Source organism: Tissierella sp., from assembly GCF_031460495.1.
Classification (GTDB): Bacteria; Bacillota; Clostridia; order Tissierellales; family Tissierellaceae; genus JAVKTS01.
Genome location: NZ_JAVKTS010000008.1, coordinates 95,138 through 117,795, shown reverse-complemented (window position 1 = coordinate 117,795; position 22,658 = coordinate 95,138). Strand labels below are relative to the sequence as shown.

Below are 22,658 nucleotides of genomic sequence, written 5' to 3'. Positions count from 1 at the left end.
CATACCGAACACAGAAGTTAAGCATCTCAACGCCGATGGTACTTGGGTGGTAACGCCCTGGGAGAGTAGGAAGTTGCCAGGCTTACATAAAAGGCTCTATTACGATTGATTCGTAGTAGGGCTTTTTTTTATTTTAAGAGTTTTATATTATGATATAATATAAATTGTAAGAAATCCTTAAGAATTATGGCTGTTGTTTTGTAAGATTATGGCATTAGTATAAATATATTGGCTAGAAATTGGAGGCGTGTCTTGTGGAAAATATAAGAATACTAGTAGTCGATGATGATAAAGAAATAGCAAATGTATTAGATAAGCTGCTTAAGGAAAATATAGAGTTGGTGAAACTACTAGTACTTCCTTAATTAAGAGCTTTCCTGGGAATAAAGATTATACATTGTATATTGCATTTTCTGACTCTTTTCTGTCAGATCGTCAAAATGGATGGGATGATGGAAGGAAAAGCTTAATTCCCCTAATTTTCTCAATATCAATATGCCTAATGATAGTTTTGTTATTGTTAAGTTATTTAATAATGGTAACTGGTAGGAGATTTGGAACACAGAAATTATATGTATCTGAGATTGAAAATATATATACTGAATTTTTACTTTTGGGATGTATGCCTATCGGAGTACTATTTTACTACCTGCATAAGATATTATATTATGATGAAAATATAGGACATAAGTTAAGTTATAAACATATTTTTACTATGTACTTAATAGGTTTAGCAACTGTAGTTATGGCAAGTATATTTTTAGTAGCATTACTTTCAATGGCAAGAAAGATTAAAGATAAAAGGTTTTTCATAGGAAGTATAGCCTATATAATTGTTAAAAAGATTAATTCTTATATAAAAGACTTATTTTATAAGAATAAATTTAAAGATTATTATTTAACAGAAACCCTATATAAAAGACAAAGGATATTTATTATTATCAGTACAATATTGGTTTTTCTTACATTTTTACTTATACTGGTACCTCCCTTGATGATAATACCTCCAATTTTGGAAATCATACTTATTTACTGGTATGTAAAGTATAATAATCAAATCTTTGATGAAATCAATAAAGGATTTAATGAAAGTCTTGAAGAGCAGATGAAATCAGAAAGAATGAAGATAAATCTAATTACAAATGTATCACATGATTTAAAGACTCCCCTTACTTCTATCATCAGCTATATTGATTTACTATCTAAAGAAGAACTATCTGAGTCAGCAAAGGATTATGTAAATATTCTTATTGACAAATCGGACAGACTTAAAAATATTGTGTTGGATTTATTTGATTTAGCTAAGAGTACAAGTGGTGATATAAGTTTAGAGCTTCAAACTATTGACTTAAAGAAACTTATAGAACAAACCTTAGGAGACATGGAGGATGATATTAAAAAAACAGGGCTTCAAATTAAAACCATATATCCAGAAGAACCAATGAATATTACCTCTGATGGGAAGAGGCTTTATAGAGTATTTCAAAATGTAATTGACAATGCACTAAAATACTCTCTACAGGGATCAAGAATATTTATAGAATTAGAAGGAAATGGGGGAAATGCCATTGTGTATATAAAAAATATCGCAGGTTATGAAATGAACTTTACAGCTAATGAGATACTACAGAGATTTAATAGGGGGGATAAAAGTAGAACAGCAGAGGGAAGTGGATTAGGTCTATCAATTGCAGAAAGCTTTACTAAGGTAAGTGGAGGGGATTTTAAAATAGAGATAGATGGAGATATGTTTAAAGTAATCATCGGTTTTAAAACTGTACAATTAATGGAGGTGTAGAAGATGAAAAAAGTTATTTTAATAATGCTGATTATCTCTTTAGTATTATCATCTATTGGATGTGTAAAAAAGGATTTGGAAAACGATATAGCTCCTAATGAAAAGCAGGTAACTACAGAAGACAACCTACCTACATTGGATATAAAAACTGGAGATGTTTTGGATAGAATGAATTTAAGTGGATATGATTTGAGAAATAGCGAGGAGATATTATTTAAAGTGGATTTTGACACTGAAACCATATTTCCAGAGAAGGATAAACTACCAGATAACTTTATACCAAATAAGATAATTGAATGGGGTAAGAATCCAGGACTAAATGTGAGAAATCTTCACAATAAGGGTATTACAGGTAGGGGAGTTAATATTGCATATGTAGATCAGCCACTTTTAATAGATCACCAAGAATATATAAATAAAAATATTCACTATGAGAAAATAAGAGAGAAAGATAATGAAGCAAGTTTTAAAACATCCATGCATGGTCCTGCTGTAACGAGTATATTACTAGGAGAAAATCTAGGAATTGCACCTGATACTAATTTATACTATATTGCCCATCCAGCATGGTTAGGAGATCAAACTACTCATGCAGAAGCAATATATAGAATAATTGAAATCAATAAAACATTACCTAAGGATGAGAAAGTTAAAATTATAGGATTTTCTGATGCTTTAGACAGTAGCGAGAAGAATCTTGAGGCATTTCAGAAAGCCTATGATTATGCAGTAGATGAAGGAATTATGATATTTACAGTAAGTGATGGATTTATGTCAGCAAAGATTGAACCATATAAGGATAGAGATGATTATAGGAATTATGAGCTTGCTGACTGGATAGATAAAAATTGGATGAAATATAATTCTTCTGCAGGTAAGTATATTCTCGTACCTTCAACTTTTACTCTTGCAGGATACAGTAATAACAAAAGTTATGGCTATGACTATGAAGGAGGACTGAGCTGGACAGTACCCTATGTAGTTGGATTGTCTGCATTGGGACTGCAAGTGGATCCAACCCTCACTAAGGAAGAAATCCTAGATTATATATCTGATTCAGCCTATGAACATAATGGACTTAAAATAATTAATCCAGAAGGATTTATTGACCTTGTAGCTTCTAGGCAAGATAAATTCACATCCTTAGAAGATATTTCAAAGTATACTAAAAATGCAGAATCAATAAATAACCTGAAAAAACTTATTGAAGAGGAAAAGCAGTCAAAAGAAAATTTCTTATTAAATATACCTGTAGTAGAATCGAATAATAAAGATATAATTAATTATATTGATGATGGAAATACTTATACTGATATAGTATATAGTTCTTCTTTAACGGATCAAGGAGTTGAAATACAGAGTGTTGGTGTAGCTTATGAGGATAATTATATAAACATTAAAATTAAAGCAATTCTTCCTAAAGATGGTACTTTATCTATTTTCCTACAAGGAGATGTACCAGGATTTAAAATTCGTGAGAACAGTTTAAAAGAAGGGGATAGAACAATTATTTTAAAACTTGAAAGAGAAGAATTGTTAAGTTTTGAAGCTGGATTAGGTATTGTTTTAGGCGATGGGAATTTTATATTTATTGAAAAAGAGTTACTTGACAATATTGCTAGAAATAATTAAATATATTAAAGATAAAAGTTTGTGTACCTAAAGCATTATGGTAATAGCAGGTGATTCTATGGTTTATACACTGTATTAGTTCACTATTTTGAGCCATTAATTATCATTTTATGATATAATAAGCATGTATAATAATAAAGGGGGCTATATTATGTCAAGTCTAAAAGGAACTAGAACTGCAGTAAACTTAATGCAATCATTTGCTGGCGAGACACAAGCTAGAACAAGATATGCATATTATTCTTCTCAAGCAAAAAAAGAAGGATTTGTTCAAATTTCTAATATTTTCATGGAAACTGCTGAAAATGAAAAAGAACACGCAAAAAGATTTTTTAAATTTTTAAATGAAGAGTTTTGTGGTGAAACCATAGAAATAACAGCTGATTTTCCAGTTGCTTTAGGAGATACAAAGACTAATTTAAAAGCTGCTGCAGAAGGTGAAAATGAAGAGCATACTAAGCTTTATCCTGAGTTTGCAGATATAGCCGAAGAAGAAGGATTTAAAAACATAGCCTTTGTATTTAGAGAGATCGCAGAAGTAGAAGAACGCCATGAAAGAAGATTTTTAAAATTACTAGAAAACATTGAAAAAGATCAAGTATTTAAAAAAGATGAAGTAGTGGAGTGGAAATGCAATAACTGTGGGTATGTACATACGGGAAAATCTGCACCAAATAAATGCCCTGCATGTGATCATCCAATAGCTCATTTTGAGGTATTTAAAGAAACATATTAAAATAGAGCCAATAGGCTCTATTTTAATGTCTCTATAACATTTGTATTTATGCTGCTTTTTCAACATTAAATAGACTGTAGAAATACATTCTATTTTCTATCAATTCATTGAAGCTACCTATTTCAATAATACTACCCCTATCCATTACTATAATCTTATCATATCTAGCCAACAATTCCTCATTTAACTTATGGGTAATAACTATACTAGTTAAATCATCAATATTTAATAGTGAATCTTCAATATCATAGGCTGTTTTAGCATCTAGGCTGGCAGTTGCTTCATCAAGTAGGATTATAGGGGTATTCTTAATCAGTGCCCTAGCGATTGATATTCTTTGCTTTTCCCCTCCTGATAGATTATTTCCATTTTCTCCTACAGGAGAATTTTTACCTTGGGGCAAATTGCCTATCAATCCTTGCAATCCGGAAAGCTTAATAGCCTTATTTATCTCTTCTTCTTTATAGCTACCATAAAGAGCAATATTAGACTCTATACTGTCATCAAACATAAATACATTTTGTTGAATTATAGATATTAACTCATACAGAGAAGATAATTTAATATCCTTTGTATTCATGTTATCTAGTAAAATATTTCCATCATAATTATTATAGTACCTTAGAAGAAGTCTTAAAAGTGTTGATTTACCAGATCCAGACTTACCAACAATAGCAACCTTTTCCCCTTTATTAATACTAAAACTTACGTTATCAAGAATTTGTCTATCTTCATTATAAGCGAAAGATATATTTTTAAATTCAATACTATTTTTAAACTTATCTTTAATAGTTCCCATATCTGAGCCATCATTTTCATTTATCAATGCTTCAATTTTATCATTGATAGGTTTTATAGCTTTTATTCTTCCTATAATATTAGATAAATTTACTAAAGGATTAACTACATGATTTGTAAGTTGCACTGATGCTATCATACCTCCAGCAGTAAACTTTCCTTGTAGAGCAAGATAAGTTCCTAGACCTAAAGGTACGAAAAACATAATAAAACCGAAAAACTCAGATATACTATTTACTAAAGACTCGAATAATCCTGATTTATATTTTTTAATCTCAAGGCTATCATTTGATGAATCAAAATCATTTTTAATTTTATCTTCAATATTAAAAGATTTGATTACTTCGAATCCAGTGAACATATCTTTGATTTTTGTAGTGAAGCTCCCTAACCCATCAGAATAAGATTTCTTGCGTCTACCCAATTCCTTCTGAAATAGAATAGGTATAAATATTGGAATAAACCCTGTAGCAAGAATAGCTATAGCAACATAAACATTTAGTTTAAATATTGCATATGTGCCAAACATAAAAGTAACTATATCACTAAAATTATCTATGAGACTAGAAAAATAATCTTGTTCTATTAGTGTAGCATCATTGCTTATGGCTGATATATAATTTGCAGTGTTAGAAGAAGTAAAAGAAGAAATATTTTTGGATATAATACTATTAAACATATCCTTTTTTACATTATACATAATATTTTTCAATAATTTTCTTCTTAAAGTTCTTTTTGAAAAGCCAGTTATAAAAACTAAAAGACTATATCCTAACATTATAAATATAATTTCTTTTAATTTTACAAATTCTCCACTATAGCTAATATCTGTAATACTTCTGAGAATGAAAGCCATATAAATACTTACAATAGATGATAATACAATAGCTAGAATATTGAATAATAATAAAGATTTTGACTTAAAAAAATATCTTTTCATTGAGTATCCCCCCTATAATTCTAAATCGTTTTGTATAAATTCTATCATTTCTCTTAATGTTTCCTTATTAAGCGAGTAATAAGTTTTGTTTTCATTTCTCTCCATTTTGAGCAGATTTGTTATAAGCAAGTTATTTGCGTGATACGATACTGTAGCTGAAGTAATATTCAAATCATCTGCTATTTCTTGGCCATATTTTTCACCCTTAGATAAAATCTTAATGAATCTATATCTATTAAGATCACTTAGGTTTTTAAATATAGCTACATATTTATCAACTGAAGACTCTCTATTGGTTGCTTGAAATAATTTATCTACATATTTACCTATAATCATATATGATACATGCTTGGATCTTACAACTGTTTGAGATAGTGTATAAGCATGAAAATATGAGGGTATTATGAATAGAGTATCTATGTCCTTTAAATCTACCATTTGTTGTATTGGAATATCTAAATTAATTCCTTTTTCTTTTACTTCGTTAATTAAAAAGTCGGCATATTTATTAATATCATCTTCATATTTTTTAATAAAAACTTTGTACTTTAATTCATATTCTTGAATTAAAGATATGAAGTTTCTTTTAAAACCATCTATATCATTAATAATTGTAACTATATTCCATTTCTCCTCATAAGAGATATCCTTGTCGTTTAAAAATTTAAACAATACATTATTATCGTTTATTATATCTTTAAATTTATTATCATCCATAGTGAAAATCCAATCCTCTTTATAAGCATCAATAAATGAAAGTATAGATTTTTGTATATCATAATTATTTATAGAATTGATATATTCTAGATATTTATCTAAGTCTTTTAAGTCCCAAATCTTTTCAAAGTTAATTAAAGAGTAGGCTATATTTGAGACAGTAAAATACATTTTATATTTTTGAATATCATCACCAAGTAAATCTATGATATGGTTTATTAATTCCTTGAATTCTCGTTCTATAGTTATATCTACTTTTTCAATTTCCTCATAATAGTATTCTGAGTTACAAGCTATAAATATTGATGAAAATAAATCATACAATTTTCCAGCTTCTTTATTCACATAAGCATTCATTTTACATCCTCCTTAAGTTTATCTAATTTGATATTTGATAAGTTTCTAAACTCTGTATAAAAAATTATCAACTTTTCTAGTTGAATGATTAAGAGCAATAAACTTATCAAGTTCATTATACTCATATTTTACAACAAAACTTGAAAATAAAATAGAGTATAATTCGTGCAATTTCATTAACTTATTAATTAATTTAAAATTCATTTCTATTCCTCCTTATATTTATCTAACATGTATTAAGAAGAACATCTAATGTCTAATTAAAAAAATATGAATTTAGATATGTGTCTAATTACATTATATACAATCATCTAACGATGTCAACACTTTTTTAAAATATTTTTAAAATGTTTTTTAAATTGTAATAACTAAAATATGGTATATCCCTTTCTCGACTATGGATATTAATGTTGGGGCTGCACTCACAATTATTTCCTGGGTCGCACATAGTGGTTGTATTCATGGTTTACATATTATATAATTGAGTAGAATGAAAATTGATCAAGATAAATTACAATACATTAAATATAGACCAAAATGATATTAAATATATGACATCATGTTTGGCATAGGAGGATTATTATGCATAATAGAAGAATTAAGCTGGGGGCATTACTGATATCTACCTTAATATTATCAGGATGTGCAAAAATTGAAACAGCAATATCAGGTGTAGATGTTGTGAAAGAAGATGCACCAAATATAATTACAGAGGTTGACTACCTAAAGCAACCGTCTACGAATTGGGCTTCATATAAAGAAATGATAGATGTAAAATCAATATATATGACAGGACATACATTAGGCTGGAAGACTAGATTTCATAAATTAGTACAATTTATAGATGAAACTGAAATAAATGCTGTTGTAATAGATGTGAAGGATGATTTTGGTGAAATGACCTATAAATCTTCAGTTCCAATGGTACAAGAGGTTGAAGCAGATAAAGTAATTAGAGATAAAGATTTCGTTGGATCTATGAAACTATTGGCAGAAAAAGATATATATCCCATAGCTAGAATTGTATCCTTTAAGGACAAAACGGCAGCAAGCAAAAGGCCAGATCTAGCTGTAAAAACTAAAGATGGCTCTGTATGGAGAGACAACAAGGGGGATGCATGGCTAAATCCTTATAATAGAGATGCTTGGGAGTATTTAGTTGAAATAGCAGAAGAAGCAGCCTTAAAAGGATTTAAAGAGATTCAATTTGACTATGTAAGATTTCCAACAGATGGAAAAAGGGATTTAATAGATTATGGAGCTGCTGGGGAAGAACCTATGAGAGATGCCATAGCCGGATTTTTGAGCTATGCAAGGGAAAGATTGGCTCCACATGGTGTGTATGTATCAGCCGATATATTTGGATTGGTTACAACTGTAGAAGATGATATGAGGTTAGGACAACATCTGGAGACTTTGGCTACTGCTGTAGATATTTTATGTCCTATGGTATATCCATCTCACTATGCTTTAGGTACATATGGTGTAAAATATCCAGATGCTGATCCATATACAATAGTTAATACTAGTATGAAAATAGCAAAAGAGAGAATAGATAAAATTGAAACCACTGAAAAGAAAGCAATTCTTCGACCTTGGCTACAGGACTTTTCTGCTCCATGGTTAAAGAGAGAATATGGTGCAAACTATACTCCTTATGGTGCAGAGCAATTAAGAGCACAAAAAAAGGCTACTTATGATGCTGATTTAACTCAATGGATATTTTGGAATGCAGGTAATAAATATACAGAAGAAGGGTATGAAAGATAAATGAGATATGAAGGATCCTTATATAGACCACCAAGTGAAGCCTATAGTTTGATTGTTCAAGCTACAATCGGATGTACTCACAATAAATGCACATTTTGTTCCATGTACAAAGACAAAAAATTTAGAGTTAGAAGTACAGAAGAGATAATAGAGGATTTTAGGATTGGAAGAGAAAGATATAAGGTAGTAAAGAGGATATTCATTGCAGATGGAGATGCCTTAGTATTAAAAAATCATGAATTAGTAAAGATTCTTTCTTTTATAAATGAAAACTTTCCAGAATGTGAAAGGGTAGGAGTATATGGTTCACCAAAAGCAATACTATCCAAGACTCAAGAGGAATTAAAAGAGTTAAAGTCCTTAGGTCTAGGAATTGTATATCTTGGAGTAGAATCTGGGTCTGAGAAGATATTAAAAGCTATTAACAAAGGTGTAACTAGAGAAGAAATGGTTCTAGCTGGGAGAAAAATAGTGGAGTCAGGAATTGAACTTTCTATGACTCTTATTTCAGGTATAGGCAGTAGAGAATATTCTATGGAACATTCATTAGAATCTGCAAAAATCATCAATGAAATTAATCCACATTATGTAGGGCTTCTAACTCTATTAGTTGAAGAAGGAACCCCTCTATATGATGATGTACAGACTGGAAGATTTAAGCTTCTGACTCCAGAGGAAGTATTGATTGAGACAAAAATCATGGTTGAAAACCTTAATGTAGATAACTGTATTTTTAGAGCCAATCATGCTTCAAATTATGTTTCCTTAAAGGGTACTTTAAGCCAAGATAAGAACTTAATCCTATCTCAAATTGAAGAAGGACTTAATATGTCTGGATTAGAGGAAAAAGATTTATATAGAAGACTTTAATAGAGTCTTCTTTTTGTATGAGTTATATAATCAAATAGAATAAACTATAATAATCAAATAATTATGAAATAGAAAAATATATTTTAAAAAAGATTAATCTCCTAATCCATATATGAATAGTATATAGATGGGAGGTGCTGAGTTATGAATTCAAGCATAAAATTCAGACGATTTTTTTTCTTATTAATAGTATTTTTAACTATATTTATTAAGGGATCCTATGGAGAAACATTGTATAAGGAAACCTTGTTAGGGTATATAAGCAATGGGTATGATGGGAAACAATTAGACCAAAGGAATACTCTACTACGATTTCAAGCAGAGAATAACTTGACTGTAGATGGAATCTGGGGAGGAAATACTAATGATGCATTATATAATGGAAATAAAAGGATAGTAGATATTGTACCCACAGAGATAATGGATGAAGAATGGTTTATAGTAATTAACAAAACTAAGAGGATACTAACCGTATACAAGAATGGAATAGTATATAAAAAATATCCTGTAGCCGTGGGAAAAGTCTCTAGCCCCACACCAGATTATAAATTTACCATAATAAGTAAATTGAAAGATCCTGCATGGGGAGGAATGGGAGGAAGGTATAAGCCTGTTAAAGGGGGAGCCCCTAATAATCCCTTGGGAAAAAGATGGTTAGGACTTTCAAGAGATAAATATACAGGATATGGAATACACGGGAACTCTACCCCTTTTTCAATAGGTCAGTATATTTCAGCTGGTTGCATTAGAATGATAAATGAAGATGTAGAAGAAATTTTTGAATATATACCAATAAAGACAAATGTATGGGTTGGAACAGAAAATACACTAGAAGATTGGGGTATAAGACAATATTTAGAGTATATAGAAGTAGACATAGCTAAAGATACAGAGTTATTAGATGAGAGGAGTATAGAGATGAAAGAAATGTTAAGTAAATTACCTAAGATAGAATTGCACTGCCATCTAGATGGCAGTGTAAGGCCAGAAACCATGTATGAACTTCTATTAAAAGAAGGAGAAATCATAGAAGTATCAGATATAGAAGAATTTGAAAAACTAGTAAGTGTCAAAGAAGAATGCGAGTCTTTAAAGGAATACTTAGAGAAATTCAGTTATCCATTGAAGGTTATGCAAAGTAAAGAAAATATAGAAAGAATTACCTACGAGCTCTTAGAGGACTTAAGCAAAGAAAATGTAAAATATGTAGAAATAAGGTTTGCACCGTTTCTTCATATGGATAAAGGTTTAAGCTTTGATGAAGTTGTAGAAAGTGTTTTAACGGGTATGAGTAGAGCGAAGGATGACTTTAATATATTATCCAATGCAATCCTCATATCTATGAGGCATGAGCCTGTAGAGAAGAGTATGGAGGTCATAGACCTAGGTGAAAAATACCTAGGCAAAGGTGTAGTCGCTGTAGATTTAGCAGGAAATGAACATGATTTTCCACCTGAAATACATGAAAAAGCTTTTCAGTTAGCATATGAAAAAGGATATGGTATTACAATTCATGGTGGTGAAACAGGAATTGTAGAAAATATTTCTAAATCAGTAGAACTATTACATGCAAAAAGGATAGGCCATGGGATTGCTGCAATAAAGGACCCTAAAGTCATAGAACTATTAAAGGAAAAGAACATATTTTTAGAAATGTGCCCTATTAGCAATCTACAGACAAAATCAGTAGATTCTATATCAGATTATCCAATTAGGACATATATGGAAGAAGGTATAGGAGTAACTATAAATACAGATAATACTACTGTATCAGATACCTCCTTAGAAAAAGAATATAATCTTTTAATGATAGAGATGAATTTTACCATAGAAGAAATATTGATGATAATAGATAATGGAGTTGAAGCGGCCTTCATTTCAGAAGAAGAAAAGGATAGTTTAAGAAAGATTATTCAAGATGAATTAGGGGAATTAGGATTATAATTTATGGGGTGACAGGTGATTCTCTGTCACCTTTATAAATGAAATAGACAAATTTGGCAATAAGGTATAAAATAGGATAGTATATAAATTTGTAAAAGGAGCATTTCTATGGATAAGAGAATAATAATTATCGGTGGAGGAGCTGCAGGAATGATGGCAGCTTTGTCGGCAAAGAAAAAGGGTGGAGATGTTGTAATATTAGAGAGAAATGACAGAGTAGGTAAGAAACTTTTAGCTACTGGAAATGGAAGATGTAATTATACCAATATAAATTTAAGTATAAATAATTACCATGGAACAAATTCAAGCTTTGCACATAGTTCATTATCTGAATTAAATGTGGAAAAGACTATAGCTTTTTTTGAAAGACTGGGGATAACTCCAGCTATAGAGGATAATGGCAAGGTATTTCCTCTATCCTTCCAGGCATCTAGTATGTTAGATGTACTAAGATATGAGATTGAAGCAGAGGGAATTGAATTAATAACAGAAGCCCAAGTGGCAGAAATAAAGAAACAGAAGAATTTTACTGTAATACTTAAGGATAAGCGAAGATTTGAAGGAGATAAGGTGATTATAGCAGCAGGGGGCATGGCATTACCTAGTAGTGGTTCTGATGGAAACGGATATTCATTATGTAAGAAGTTAGGCCATACAATTACTGAAGTCTTCCCAGGTCTAGTACAATTAAAACTTGAGAGTAATTTTCTTAAATCATTAGATGGAGTAAAATTCCTTGGAAGAGCAGGGATTTATATAGATAATAGGCTGGTATTAGAGGATAATGGAGATATTTTATTTACTTCCTATGGAATATCTGGTCCACCAATCCTTCAAATTAGCAGAACAGCTTTAGAATATATGAATAATGGAAAGAATGTAGAACTAAGAGTATCTATAATTCATACTAAGGCAAAAGAAGAACTAACTGAGTATCTTGTAAATAGATTTAAAAATATGCCAAATAAGACTTTAGATTCTGGATTAATAGGGTTGATCAACAAGAAACTTATTATTCCAATTCTAAAGGAGTTAAATATAGATAAGAATAAAAAGGTATTATCTCTATCAGCTGAAGAAATAAAAGGCTTAGCCGAAATCCTTACTTCATGGAGTTTTAATGTCATAGGCTCCCAATCTTGGGGTAATGCTCAAGTAACAGCAGGTGGTGTAAATACTAACGAAATAAATAGTCAGACTATGGAGTCAAAATTAGTCAGTGGACTTTATATAGTAGGAGAGTTACTTGATATAGATGGAGATTGTGGTGGATTTAATCTTCAATGGGCATGGTCATCTGGTTATGTGGCAGGGACTAATGCAGTAAACTAAAGCAAAATGGGGGAAATATAATGACAGGAATAAATATTAAATTACGACAACTAGAAGAAAATAAAAAGAATATAAAAGTTTCAATAATTGGAGCAGGATTAATGGGCAAAGGGTTAGTCAGCCAAATGATGCTCGTAAAGGGAATGAAACCTTCTCTAGTTGTCAGCAACAAGATATCTGATGCAGTAGAAGCCTATACTTTGGCTGGTATATCTGAAGATGATATAGTCATAGCTAAAACTCTTAATGAGATTAATGTAGCAATGGAGAGAGGAAAATATGTAGCAACAAATATTACAGATTATGGAACTAAACCAAATCTAATAGATGTAGTGGTAGATGCCACAGGAGTTCCAGATACAGGTGCTAGAATTGCAATGGATTCAATAAATAATAGAAAACACATAGTAATGCTAAATGTAGAAGCAGATGTAGTAGTAGGACCTATACTTAATAAAATGGCAAAAAAGGCAGGCTTGGTATATACAGGAACAGCAGGAGATGAGCCTGGTTCGGTTAAAGAGATTTTTGATTTTGCTGAGGCAACAGGATTTGAAATATTAGCAATAGGAAAAGGAAAAAACAACCCTATAGATTATGAAGCAACTCCAGATAGTGTAAGGCATAAGACATTAGAATCAAAGCTTAATCCGATTAAACTAGCATCTTTTATAGATGGTACTAATACTATGGTAGAGATGGCAGCTATGGCCAATGCTACAGGATTTATTCCAGATATTAGAGGTGGTCATGGACCAACTACAATTGTAGATGATTTGCCAAAACAATATAGTCTTAAAGAAAATGGTGGTATTTTAAATAAATACAAGATAGTGGACTATGCTCATGGTATAGCACCGGGAGTGTTTGTTGTTGTAACTACATCCCTCCCACAGGTACATCACGAAATGCAATTTTTAAAGATGGGACCTGGCCCAAACTATGTACTTTATAGACCATATCATTTAACTAGTTTAGAGACACCAATTTCAATAGCTAAAGCTTATTTCTATAAAGAAGCTTCCATTGCACCGATTTCTTCTAAGCCTATGGCAGAAGTAATTACAATGGCTAAGAAAGATTTAAAGATTGGAGAAAGGCTAGATGGCATAGGTGAATATACAGTTCTTGGAAGTATAGAGACCTATGAAGTAGCAAAAAGAGAAAATTTGGTGCCAATAGGGCTTATTAATAATGGAGTAGTTAAGAAAGATATTAAGAAGGGGCAATATATTACCTATGATATGGTAGATTTAGACACAAATACTGCAATATATAAGCTAAGACAGGAACAGGAAGAAAATTAATCTCCTTGACAAGTAATTGCAAATAAAGTATATTGTAATATAAGTGAAAATATATGCATTGATAAGGACAGTAGCAAAGCTTATTTTATTACAGAGAGATAATCATATGGTGTGAGATTATCATAAAAAACTTTGTGAAGATCACCTTGGAGCATAATACCCGAAGATAGTAAGGTATTACGTGAAGACGTTATACTTAGTGAGTGACAAGAAAGATTCATCTTTCTTGTAATTTGGGTGGTACCGCGAAACTTTCGTCCCTAAGTCTTTTGACTTAGGGATTAGTTGTATTTATGACCTAACCCGATTTGCTGCTTCTGCAAATCGTTGGTAGGTCAAACGCAACGAACGCCAAATTCATGCGACTGATAAGGAGCAAATGAATTTGAGCAGTGAGACTGAGGCGATTATAAAGGAGATGAAATCAGTGAAAAAGTTTAATGAATTATCAAACGAACCTGTAAAGGCTCGAGAACAGAATATTAGCAAATACTGGCAAGAAATAGATTTACTACACAAATCTGTAGACACAAGAGATGAAAAAAAACCATATGTATTCTTTGAAGGGCCACCAACAGCAAATGGTAAGCCAGGTATTCATCATGTAATGGCTAGGACACTTAAGGATTTACAATGTAGATATAAAACCATGCAGGGATATCAAGTAAAGAGAAAAGCAGGCTGGGATACACATGGTCTTCCAGTAGAGATTGAAGTAGAGAAAAAACTTAATCTAAAAAACAAACATGATATCGAAGTATATGGACTAGAAGCCTTTAACAAGCAATGTAGAGAATCAGTTTTCCAATATGAAAAACAATGGAGAGATATGACTGAAAGAATGGCATATGAAATAGATTTAGATAATCCATATGTTACTTTGGATAATGACTATATTGAATCAGTATGGTGGATACTAGATAAATTTTATAAAGAAGGTCTAGTATATGAAGGACACAAAATACTCCCATATTGTTCAAGATGCGGTACAGGTCTAGCTTCTCATGAAGTTGCACAAGGATATGAAGAAATAAAAACAGATACAGTAATAGCAAAATTCAAATTAAAAGACAAAGATGAATATTTCTTAGCTTGGACAACAACTCCTTGGACTTTACCATCTAATGTTTCTTTAACAGTAAATGCAAATGAAACATATGTAAAGGTTAAGCAAAATGACGAAATATACTATGTAGGTAAGGTATTAGCAAACAAAGTACTAGGTGAAGACTATGAAGTACTTGAAGAAATGAAGGGTAAAGACTTAGAATTTGTAGAATATGAGCAGTTAATCCCATTCATAAATGTAGAAGATAAGGCGTTCATTGTAACCGTAGCAGATTATGTAACTACAGAAGATGGTACAGGAATAGTTCACACTGCACCAGCCTTTGGTGAAGATGACTATAATACAGGAATGAGATACAAATTACCAGTTATTCAACCAGTATCAGAAGATGGTAAATTTACTGCAACACCATGGGAAGGCAAATTTGTAATGGATGCTGACCTAGATATTATCAAATGGCTAAAAGAAGAAGGAAAATTATATAAAAAAGAAAAAGTAGCTCACAACTATCCACATTGTTGGAGATGCAGAACACCACTATTGTATTATGCAAAGCCTTCATGGTATATCGAGATAACTAAGTTAAAGGATAAACTAATAGAAAATAATAATGGTGTAAACTGGTATCCAGACTTTGTAGGTGAAAAGAGATTTGGAAATTGGTTAGAAAACTTAAATGACTGGGCCATTTCAAGAACAAGATATTGGGGTACTCCATTCCCAGTTTGGAGATGTAATGATTGTAACCATACTGATAGTGTTGGTTCAAGACAAGAACTAATAGATAGAGCAATAGAAGATATAGATATGACTATAGAACTTCACAGACCATATGTAGATGATGTTCATCTAAAATGTGATAAATGTGGCGGCACAATGACCAGAGAAAAAGATGTAGTAGATGTTTGGTTTGATAGTGGTGCTATGCCATTTGCACAACATCATTATCCATTTGAAAATAAGGAAAACTTTGATTCATTATTCCCAGCAGACTTTATATGCGAAGGAATAGACCAAACTAGAGGATGGTTCTATTCATTACTGGCTATTTCAACATTTGTAACTGGTAAAGCACCATATAAAAATGTATTAGTAAATGACTTGGTATTAGACAAAGAAGGTAAAAAGATGTCTAAATCAAGAGGAAATACAGTAGATCCATTTGAGTTGTTTGATAAATATGGTGCAGATGTCCTTAGATGGTATATAATCTATGTCTCACCACCATGGACACCAACTAAATTTGATGAAGATGGACTTAGAGAAGTAGATAGCAAATTCTTTAGATCCATCAGAAATGTATATAATTTCTTCTCTCTATATGCTAATACAGATGAGATAAATCCAAGAGATTTCTTCATTGAATACAAGGATAGACCAGAAATAGACAGATGGATACTTTCAAAATATAATAGCTTGCTCAAAGAAGTAAAAGAAGATATGGATATATTTGAACTTACAAGGGTAGTTAGAGCTATCCAAGAGTTTGTAATAGAAGATCTATCTAACTGGTATATAAGAAGAAATAGAAGAAGATTCTGGTCAACAGAATTGGATAATGATAAAAAAGCAGTATATAACACAACTTATGAAATACTTGTGGGAATATGTAAAATGATAGCACCTTTTGTGCCATTTATTTCCGAGGAAATATATCAGAATCTGACAGAATCTGAATCAGTACATTTGGAATATTATCCTGAAGCTAATCTTGACTTAATATCAGTAGAATTAGAAGAAAAGATGGATTTAGTAAGGAATTTGGTAGGACTTGGCCGTGCATCTCGTGAATCAGTGAGGATAAAGGTTCGTCAACCACTTAAAGAAGTAGTAATAGATGGGAAATACGAAGATCAAATAAAGGATCTAGTACCATTAATCATGGAAGAGCTGAATGTGAAAGAAGTAGTGTTTGAAAAGGATTTATCCCAATTTATGAACTACTCCTTAAAACCAAACTTCAAGGTAGCAGGCTCAATCCTTGGTGGCAAGATTAAATCATTTGGTAAAGCATTAAGTGAGTTAAATCCTCATGATACAGTTGAGAAACTAGATTCAGGTGAGAAACTAGTGCTGAACTTGGACGGAGAAGATATAGCGATAGAAAAAGACTATGTACTAGTCACTATATCATCTAAAGAAGGCTTTGATGTATCAATGGAAAACAATCTATTCGTAATCCTAGATACAACTTTAACTCCAGAGCTTATCAACGAAGGATATGCAAGGGAATTTGTTTCTAAGATACAGCAAATGAGAAAGAGTAATGGATACGAAGTCCTAGACAATATCAATATATTTTATGATGGTAGTGATGAAATAAAGGCAGCTTTAGATGAATATGAAGAGTTTATCAAAGCCGAAACTTTAGCTAAATCCGTAGAAAGAGTAACTGAAGAAGATTTAGAGAAGCAAGATCTAAATGGACAAATGACAGGAATAAGACTAGAGAGAATATAGGGACAGGAGTCTTGTCCCAGATGAAACAAGGTAGATAGCAAGAGCTGTCTACCTTGTTTTTTACATATAAAAATAATATATGGAAAAAGAAGGAATTTAGGAAATTTTGTAGAATAGTATATTGAAGGATTCGTCAATATACAAAAGCATCCTTTTGCTACATATTTACTAGAATCTGTAATTAATATTATATATATCAAGAGTTACTAGGACATAGCAGTTTAAAAACCACTGAAATATATACTCATGTATCAAAAGATAGTATTAGAAAAATAAGAAGCCTAAGCACATGCCTCAGCTAACCGAGCTAGAGTTTGGAAAATCGCGCGTAGAACCTGCCACATCCTGTGGCAAGTTTGTCAGGGAAAGGTTTTGTGAGGAATAGTACATATTTTTTTGATTGTATGAAGCATAAATTATTTTAACACAAGTATAGGAGGGTTGCTATGAAGAGTCTTGATTATGAAGTTTTAAAGCAAGATGTTATTAATGCGTTAGAAAACAGAAAGTCTATTGTGCTGGCAACATGTAGTAATAACAGAGTTACAGCCAGAGAAGTTTATTTTGCGTCAAATGATTTCCGAATTTTTTTTGTTACATCAAAAGCATTTGACAAGTGTAAACAAATTAAAAAGAACAACAATGTTGCATTGTGCCTTGGAAACATTCAAATGGAAGGCACTGCAATAATTAAGGGACATCCTAATCTTACAGAGAATATAAATGAAAAAACTATATGCTTAAATAAAAATAAAGAAGAATTTGAAAAGTATTTCAAGTATAAGAACACTGTTTTGATTGAGGTTGAAGTTTGTAATGTGAAGTTATGGAACAACGGAGGGAGAGAATATCTTGATATAAATAAACACGAAGCATATAGAATTGGTTAAAAGAGATTGGAAGAGTGTTTATACAATTATTAGTTAATGCACAATCTTTATAAAATATGAAATTTATGAGGAGCCGTCATCCGTGGAGGCTTCTGAGCAGCAGTGCCCGCGACTTTACATAACACGCATACAAGGGTAGTAATGAATCATGGGTTGTTCAGCTAACCTTTTCGGGGACATAGGAGCTATGTAACCCCTCAATGTCTTCTTGTATGCAAAACGTTAGAAGAAATGGCGATATCGGGGTTGCTCATAGAGGTTTGTTTTGAATAAAGCTGAGATCTTGCACAATTGTAGAAAAGCGCGAAGTAAAATAGTGTTTTTATGACAGATAATACTAATATAATAAGTTAGGGGGACGGGAAAAATGAAAGATAAAAAGGCGATTAGATTATTTTTAATTATTACATTTGTGTTAAGTGGAATTTGTTACTACATTAGGATAATAGGAGGAGATGATGCAGCTGGTATGACAGCAATATTGATGTGGTGCCCTGCTATATCAGCATTCATCATACAGAGAATATATTATCGTAAAGAAAAACTTCTTGGGTGGAATCCATGTAAAATTACTTACCTATTAATTGGATTATTTGTTCCTGTTATATATATAGGATTATCCTATGGATTATATTGGATTGTAAATCGGGATGTAATGACTGGTCAAATACAGACAAACTCAGCTGGAATGTTGCTTGTGCTGTTTATTTCATCAATTGTCACAGCGACAGGAGAAGAAATTGGATGGCGAGGTTTTTTACTTCCTAAAATGTCTGAAATATGGAATGTAAAAACTGCAGTTATAATCAGTGGCTTAATATGGGCGGTATGGCATTTCCCTCTAATGATTGCAGGCTTATACAATCCTGGAACACCATTGTGGTATCAGTTGTCAATATTTACTATTGAGGTTATTGCTATTACTGCAATTATGGCGATTATTCGTTTAAACTCTAAAAGTGTATGGCCGGCTATTATTCTTCACGCAAGTCATAATTATTTTGATCAAGTTATTTTCTCCCCATTAACTATTGGAGAGAAGAGTACTTACTTTGTAGGAGAGACAGGTGCTATAACAGCAATAGCACTGGTGTTGGTTGCTTTATTTATGATGCGGAAAAATAATCTTAGAAATAAGAATAGTACTATTACACAATAATTCATATCATTTATATCATGTGAAGTATTATAGCGAAAAGATGCCACCACTTCTTATAACAGAATCTTATCCACATCGGAAAGAAATAGTATAGAGAAAGTGCGATGTGGCTAAGCCTCGATACATTATCTTAAAGAGCAATATAATTTCAGAGTATTATTTGCGGTGAAATAGATTATTTATTTAACTTGACATAACTGCAGGCTTAAATATGTAGGAGGTTTTTAAATGAGCATTAGTATAAAGAGTAATATATTAAAATATATTTTTAGAAATGTGTACTTCATCAACGGAACAGCATATGCAGGAAAGTCTACAATGGTAAAACTTTTATCTGAGAAGTATGATGGTGTTATGTGTGGGGAGAATTATCATTTTAATTTAATGAATACAATTAACAAAGTTGATCAGCCTAATTTGTCATATTTTGAAACTATGAAAGATTGGCAGGAGTTTATAGGGCGGACACCTGAGGAATACGATAATTGGATAATTGGTTGTGGTGAAGAGGCTACAGATTTAGAAATTGTTAGACTTATTCAGTTAGCAGAACAGGGTAAGAAGGTATTTGTTGATACTAACATTTCAGTTGAAGTATTAAAGGAAATCTCAGATTATCATCATGTAGCTGTTATGTTATGCCCGCAAAGCATGTCAGTAGATAGGTTCTTTGAACGTCAAGATGAAGAGAAACAATTCATATTGAAACAGATTAACAAGGCAGATAATCCAGAAAGAGCAATGGAAAATTATAAGGCCTGCTTAGAAAGAATTAACAGTTATGAAAAGTATCAGGCATATGAGAATAGTGGATTTTTTACCATGGTAAGAACAAAAGAACGAACGATAGAAGATGCATTAACAATTTTGGAAAATCACTTTAAATTATAAGTAACCAGCAATAAGTTCCAGCAAATTAAGGGAAGATTGATAAAAATAAGTGTTTTAGAAAGCCATGGAGCGTTATATTACTCCTACAGATAACAACATATTCATGCAAGGGTCTTAGGCAAGTCAGACTACATCACTTCACGGAGTGTGACCACCGCCAAGACGGTCTAGCATTAGGGTCCAGCTCAGCAACATCGTGAACATAGAGACTTTATACGAAACTTTATTGATAAAGAGTTATAGTAGAAAGTTTGTTGATTTAGAGGTGCATAAAAGAGAAATTTACAATTTTGAATTTGAGGGGGTGTTCTTTTGAACAAAGCTAAAGTTATTTCAATTGCTGCTGTTTCAGGTGGTGGGAAAACAACAGTGATAAATGAGTTAAAGAGAAGATTATCTTTATCAAAGGCTATTTATTTTGATGATTATGATTTTGAGGAATGTCCTAATGACTTTTTTGAATGGGTTCAAAATGGTGCGGATTATAATGCGTGGAGTTTAGAAAAGTTAGCTTTAGATATAGAGTCGTTGATAACTCAAAACAATTATGATTACATACTGCTTGATTATCCATTTGCATACAAAAATGATAAGATTACATCATATATTGACTATGCAATTTACATAGATACACCATTGGACATTGCCATGGCAAGACGCATTTTAAGGGACAATATAAGCCAACCATTAGAGGCATTAAAAAATGAGCTAAATTACTATCTCTCCCATGGTAGAATTGCTTATTTAGAATCAATAAAAACGATAAAACCCAATTCGGATTTTATTGTTGATGGCGAACTTAATGTTGATAATATTGCAAATCAAATTATTGAACAAATATTAAAACTTTAGGATGTTAGTACAATATTTATTAAACTTTTCCTATAATGTGAAGAAATTCGAAGTTACCTTTATTAGACTGAGTACAAACTACAGCCGCTCAAGCTGCATATAACAAAGTACTCAAGTTCACTTTGGCAAATAGGGGTCAGGTCTTCGGAGAATCAAAGCACATTCCTTCACTGGCGCAAGCGCTGCTAAGGGGTATTCCTTTGGGGGCTGGTTCAGGAACCTCTTGAGTGCTAAACATTATGTGACATGGTGATAACAGAGTATTTATTCGGGTTGTGTTTAATAATGATTCTAAATTTCATGTTTGTTAGATAATGTGTCAAATATATTTTTATAAGGTGGAGATAATTCATGAATGAAAAAGTAAATAATTTGATTGGAAAATGTGGCTTTTATTGTGGAAGTTGTCCTACTTACTCAAAAGGTAATTGTACAGGATGTAGGAAATCACATGCAAAAGGGGATTGCTATACATTTGATTGTGTGGATAACCAAAAAATTGACTATTGTGGTTTGTGCAAGAATTTTCCTTGTGATCAAATAATGACAAGGGAAAAAGCAACTGTATTAGATTTAAGGTGGCTAAAGTGGAAAAGGTTACAAAGGGACAGCGAAAACAACATGGAATGAATAATAGGTTAAATTATGTGTCTTAGTGATTAGCAATATTTTGGGGGTGTAAACTTGTTTTTTGATACAACTGATTTAAAAAATCAAGAAATTTACTTAAGTCTATATAAAACTGCCGATGAAAATAAGGAGAAGGGATATGTACCTGCTTATTATTTTAAAATTATAAGACGCTTTGATGATACCATAGTTGGTGAATGTGATTTACGAGTTGGTCATAATGATAACATAAAAATTGGTGGGAATATTGGATATGAAATTTATGAACATTTCAGGGGAAATAATTATGCCTCAAAGGCTTGCAAGCTATTATTTATATTAGCAAAGAAGCATAGGATGGAAGATGTTATTATAACATGCTCTCCAGAAAATATTGCATCAAGAAAGACCTGTGAATATAGCGGTGCTAAATTATTAGGAATTATTGATGTTCCATCATGGCATGAGATGTTTAAAACAGGGCAAAAAAAAACTTGTCAATATGTCATAAGTTTATAATATGTAAT

18 protein-coding genes, 1 rRNA gene and 1 other annotated feature are annotated in these 22,658 nt (G+C 31.6%); of the genes, 16 read left to right on the top strand and 3 right to left on the bottom strand.

All coding sequences use genetic code 11. From position 1 onward, the window contains the following. The 4 genes from rrf to rbr form a co-directional block, all read left to right on the top strand. Nucleotides 1-82 (top strand): 5S ribosomal RNA (gene rrf / locus RIN63_RS15170); the annotation flags it as partial. A 420-nt stretch (nt 83-502) separates the two neighbouring features. Beyond that, entirely contained in the window at nt 503-1,798 is a 1,296-nt protein-coding gene (locus RIN63_RS15165; RefSeq protein WP_310445596.1) for a HAMP domain-containing sensor histidine kinase, read from the top strand. A 3-nt stretch (nt 1,799-1,801) separates the two neighbouring features. Then, nucleotides 1,802-3,430: a hypothetical protein gene (locus RIN63_RS15160; RefSeq protein ID WP_310445595.1), complete on the top strand. Its 1,629-nt coding sequence runs from the start codon at nt 1,802-1,804 to the stop codon at nt 3,428-3,430. 151 nt (nt 3,431-3,581) lie between these two features. Then, a complete protein-coding gene (rbr, locus tag RIN63_RS15155) occupies nt 3,582-4,166 on the top strand; it encodes a rubrerythrin (RefSeq protein WP_310445594.1) in 585 nt (194 codons plus the stop codon). Nucleotides 4,167-4,212: 46 nt separating this feature from the next. Here the strand turns inward: rbr and RIN63_RS15150 are convergent, their stop codons facing one another. Genes RIN63_RS15150 through RIN63_RS15140 form a run of 3 tightly spaced genes read right to left on the bottom strand, consistent with a single transcriptional unit; the run spans nt 4,213 to nt 7,182 of the window. Continuing rightward, nucleotides 4,213-5,904 carry an ABC transporter ATP-binding protein gene (locus tag RIN63_RS15150; RefSeq protein ID WP_310445593.1) on the bottom strand — a complete coding sequence of 564 codons (1,692 nt, stop codon included), beginning with the start codon at nt 5,902-5,904 and terminating at the stop codon, nt 4,213-4,215. A gap of 12 nt (nt 5,905-5,916) precedes the next feature. Beyond that, nucleotides 5,917-6,978 carry a winged helix-turn-helix domain-containing protein gene (locus RIN63_RS15145; protein WP_310445592.1) on the bottom strand — a complete coding sequence of 354 codons (1,062 nt, stop codon included), beginning with the start codon at nt 6,976-6,978 and terminating at the stop codon, nt 5,917-5,919. Between the two features lie 45 nt (nt 6,979-7,023). Beyond that, nucleotides 7,024-7,182, bottom strand: a complete 159-nt coding sequence (locus RIN63_RS15140) for a hypothetical protein (protein ID WP_310445591.1) — start codon at nt 7,180-7,182, stop codon at nt 7,024-7,026. 378 nt (nt 7,183-7,560) lie between these two features. On the opposite strand from RIN63_RS15140, the gene RIN63_RS15135 reads away from it, so the two are divergent. From RIN63_RS15135 to RIN63_RS15080, 12 genes are all read left to right on the top strand, one after another. Further along, on the top strand, nt 7,561-8,748 hold the full coding sequence (locus RIN63_RS15135) for a putative glycoside hydrolase (RefSeq protein WP_310445590.1): 1,188 nt from the start codon (nt 7,561-7,563) through the stop codon (nt 8,746-8,748). Beyond that, nucleotides 8,749-9,618 carry a radical SAM protein gene (locus RIN63_RS15130; protein ID WP_310445589.1) on the top strand — a complete coding sequence of 290 codons (870 nt, stop codon included), beginning with the start codon at nt 8,749-8,751 and terminating at the stop codon, nt 9,616-9,618. 144 nt (nt 9,619-9,762) lie between these two features. Next, on the top strand, nt 9,763-11,562 hold the full coding sequence (gene add, locus RIN63_RS15125; protein WP_310445588.1) for an adenosine deaminase: 1,800 nt from the start codon (nt 9,763-9,765) through the stop codon (nt 11,560-11,562). 108 nt (nt 11,563-11,670) lie between these two features. Then, nucleotides 11,671-12,894, top strand: a complete 1,224-nt coding sequence (locus RIN63_RS15120) for an NAD(P)/FAD-dependent oxidoreductase (RefSeq protein ID WP_310445587.1) — start codon at nt 11,671-11,673, stop codon at nt 12,892-12,894. Between the two features lie 20 nt (nt 12,895-12,914). Continuing rightward, complete coding sequence (locus RIN63_RS15115; RefSeq protein ID WP_310445586.1) at nt 12,915-14,201, top strand: NAD(P)-dependent oxidoreductase; 1,287 nt, start codon at nt 12,915-12,917, stop codon at nt 14,199-14,201. A gap of 49 nt (nt 14,202-14,250) precedes the next feature. After that, nucleotides 14,251-14,466 (top strand) — a binding site (T-box leader). A 162-nt stretch (nt 14,467-14,628) separates the two neighbouring features. Next, nucleotides 14,629-17,730: an isoleucine--tRNA ligase gene (gene ileS, locus RIN63_RS15110; RefSeq protein WP_310445585.1), complete on the top strand. Its 3,102-nt coding sequence runs from the start codon at nt 14,629-14,631 to the stop codon at nt 17,728-17,730. Nucleotides 17,731-18,176: 446 nt separating this feature from the next. Further along, a complete protein-coding gene (locus tag RIN63_RS15105) occupies nt 18,177-18,620 on the top strand; it encodes a pyridoxamine 5'-phosphate oxidase family protein (protein WP_310445584.1) in 444 nt (147 codons plus the stop codon). A 367-nt stretch (nt 18,621-18,987) separates the two neighbouring features. Next, nucleotides 18,988-19,779 (top strand): type II CAAX endopeptidase family protein, encoded by a 792-nt coding sequence (locus RIN63_RS15100; RefSeq protein ID WP_310445583.1) that lies wholly within the window; start codon nt 18,988-18,990, stop codon nt 19,777-19,779. Nucleotides 19,780-20,007: 228 nt separating this feature from the next. After that, nucleotides 20,008-20,670 (top strand): AAA family ATPase, encoded by a 663-nt coding sequence (locus RIN63_RS15095; RefSeq protein WP_310445582.1) that lies wholly within the window; start codon nt 20,008-20,010, stop codon nt 20,668-20,670. A gap of 312 nt (nt 20,671-20,982) precedes the next feature. Then, complete coding sequence (locus tag RIN63_RS15090; RefSeq protein ID WP_310445581.1) at nt 20,983-21,522, top strand: hypothetical protein; 540 nt, start codon at nt 20,983-20,985, stop codon at nt 21,520-21,522. 351 nt (nt 21,523-21,873) lie between these two features. Next, complete coding sequence (locus RIN63_RS15085; RefSeq protein ID WP_310445580.1) at nt 21,874-22,152, top strand: DUF3795 domain-containing protein; 279 nt, start codon at nt 21,874-21,876, stop codon at nt 22,150-22,152. A gap of 54 nt (nt 22,153-22,206) precedes the next feature. Continuing rightward, nucleotides 22,207-22,650, top strand: coding sequence for a GNAT family N-acetyltransferase (locus RIN63_RS15080; RefSeq protein ID WP_310445579.1), 444 nt, complete (start codon nt 22,207-22,209; stop codon nt 22,648-22,650). The last annotated feature ends 8 nt before the right edge of the window (nt 22,651-22,658 follow it).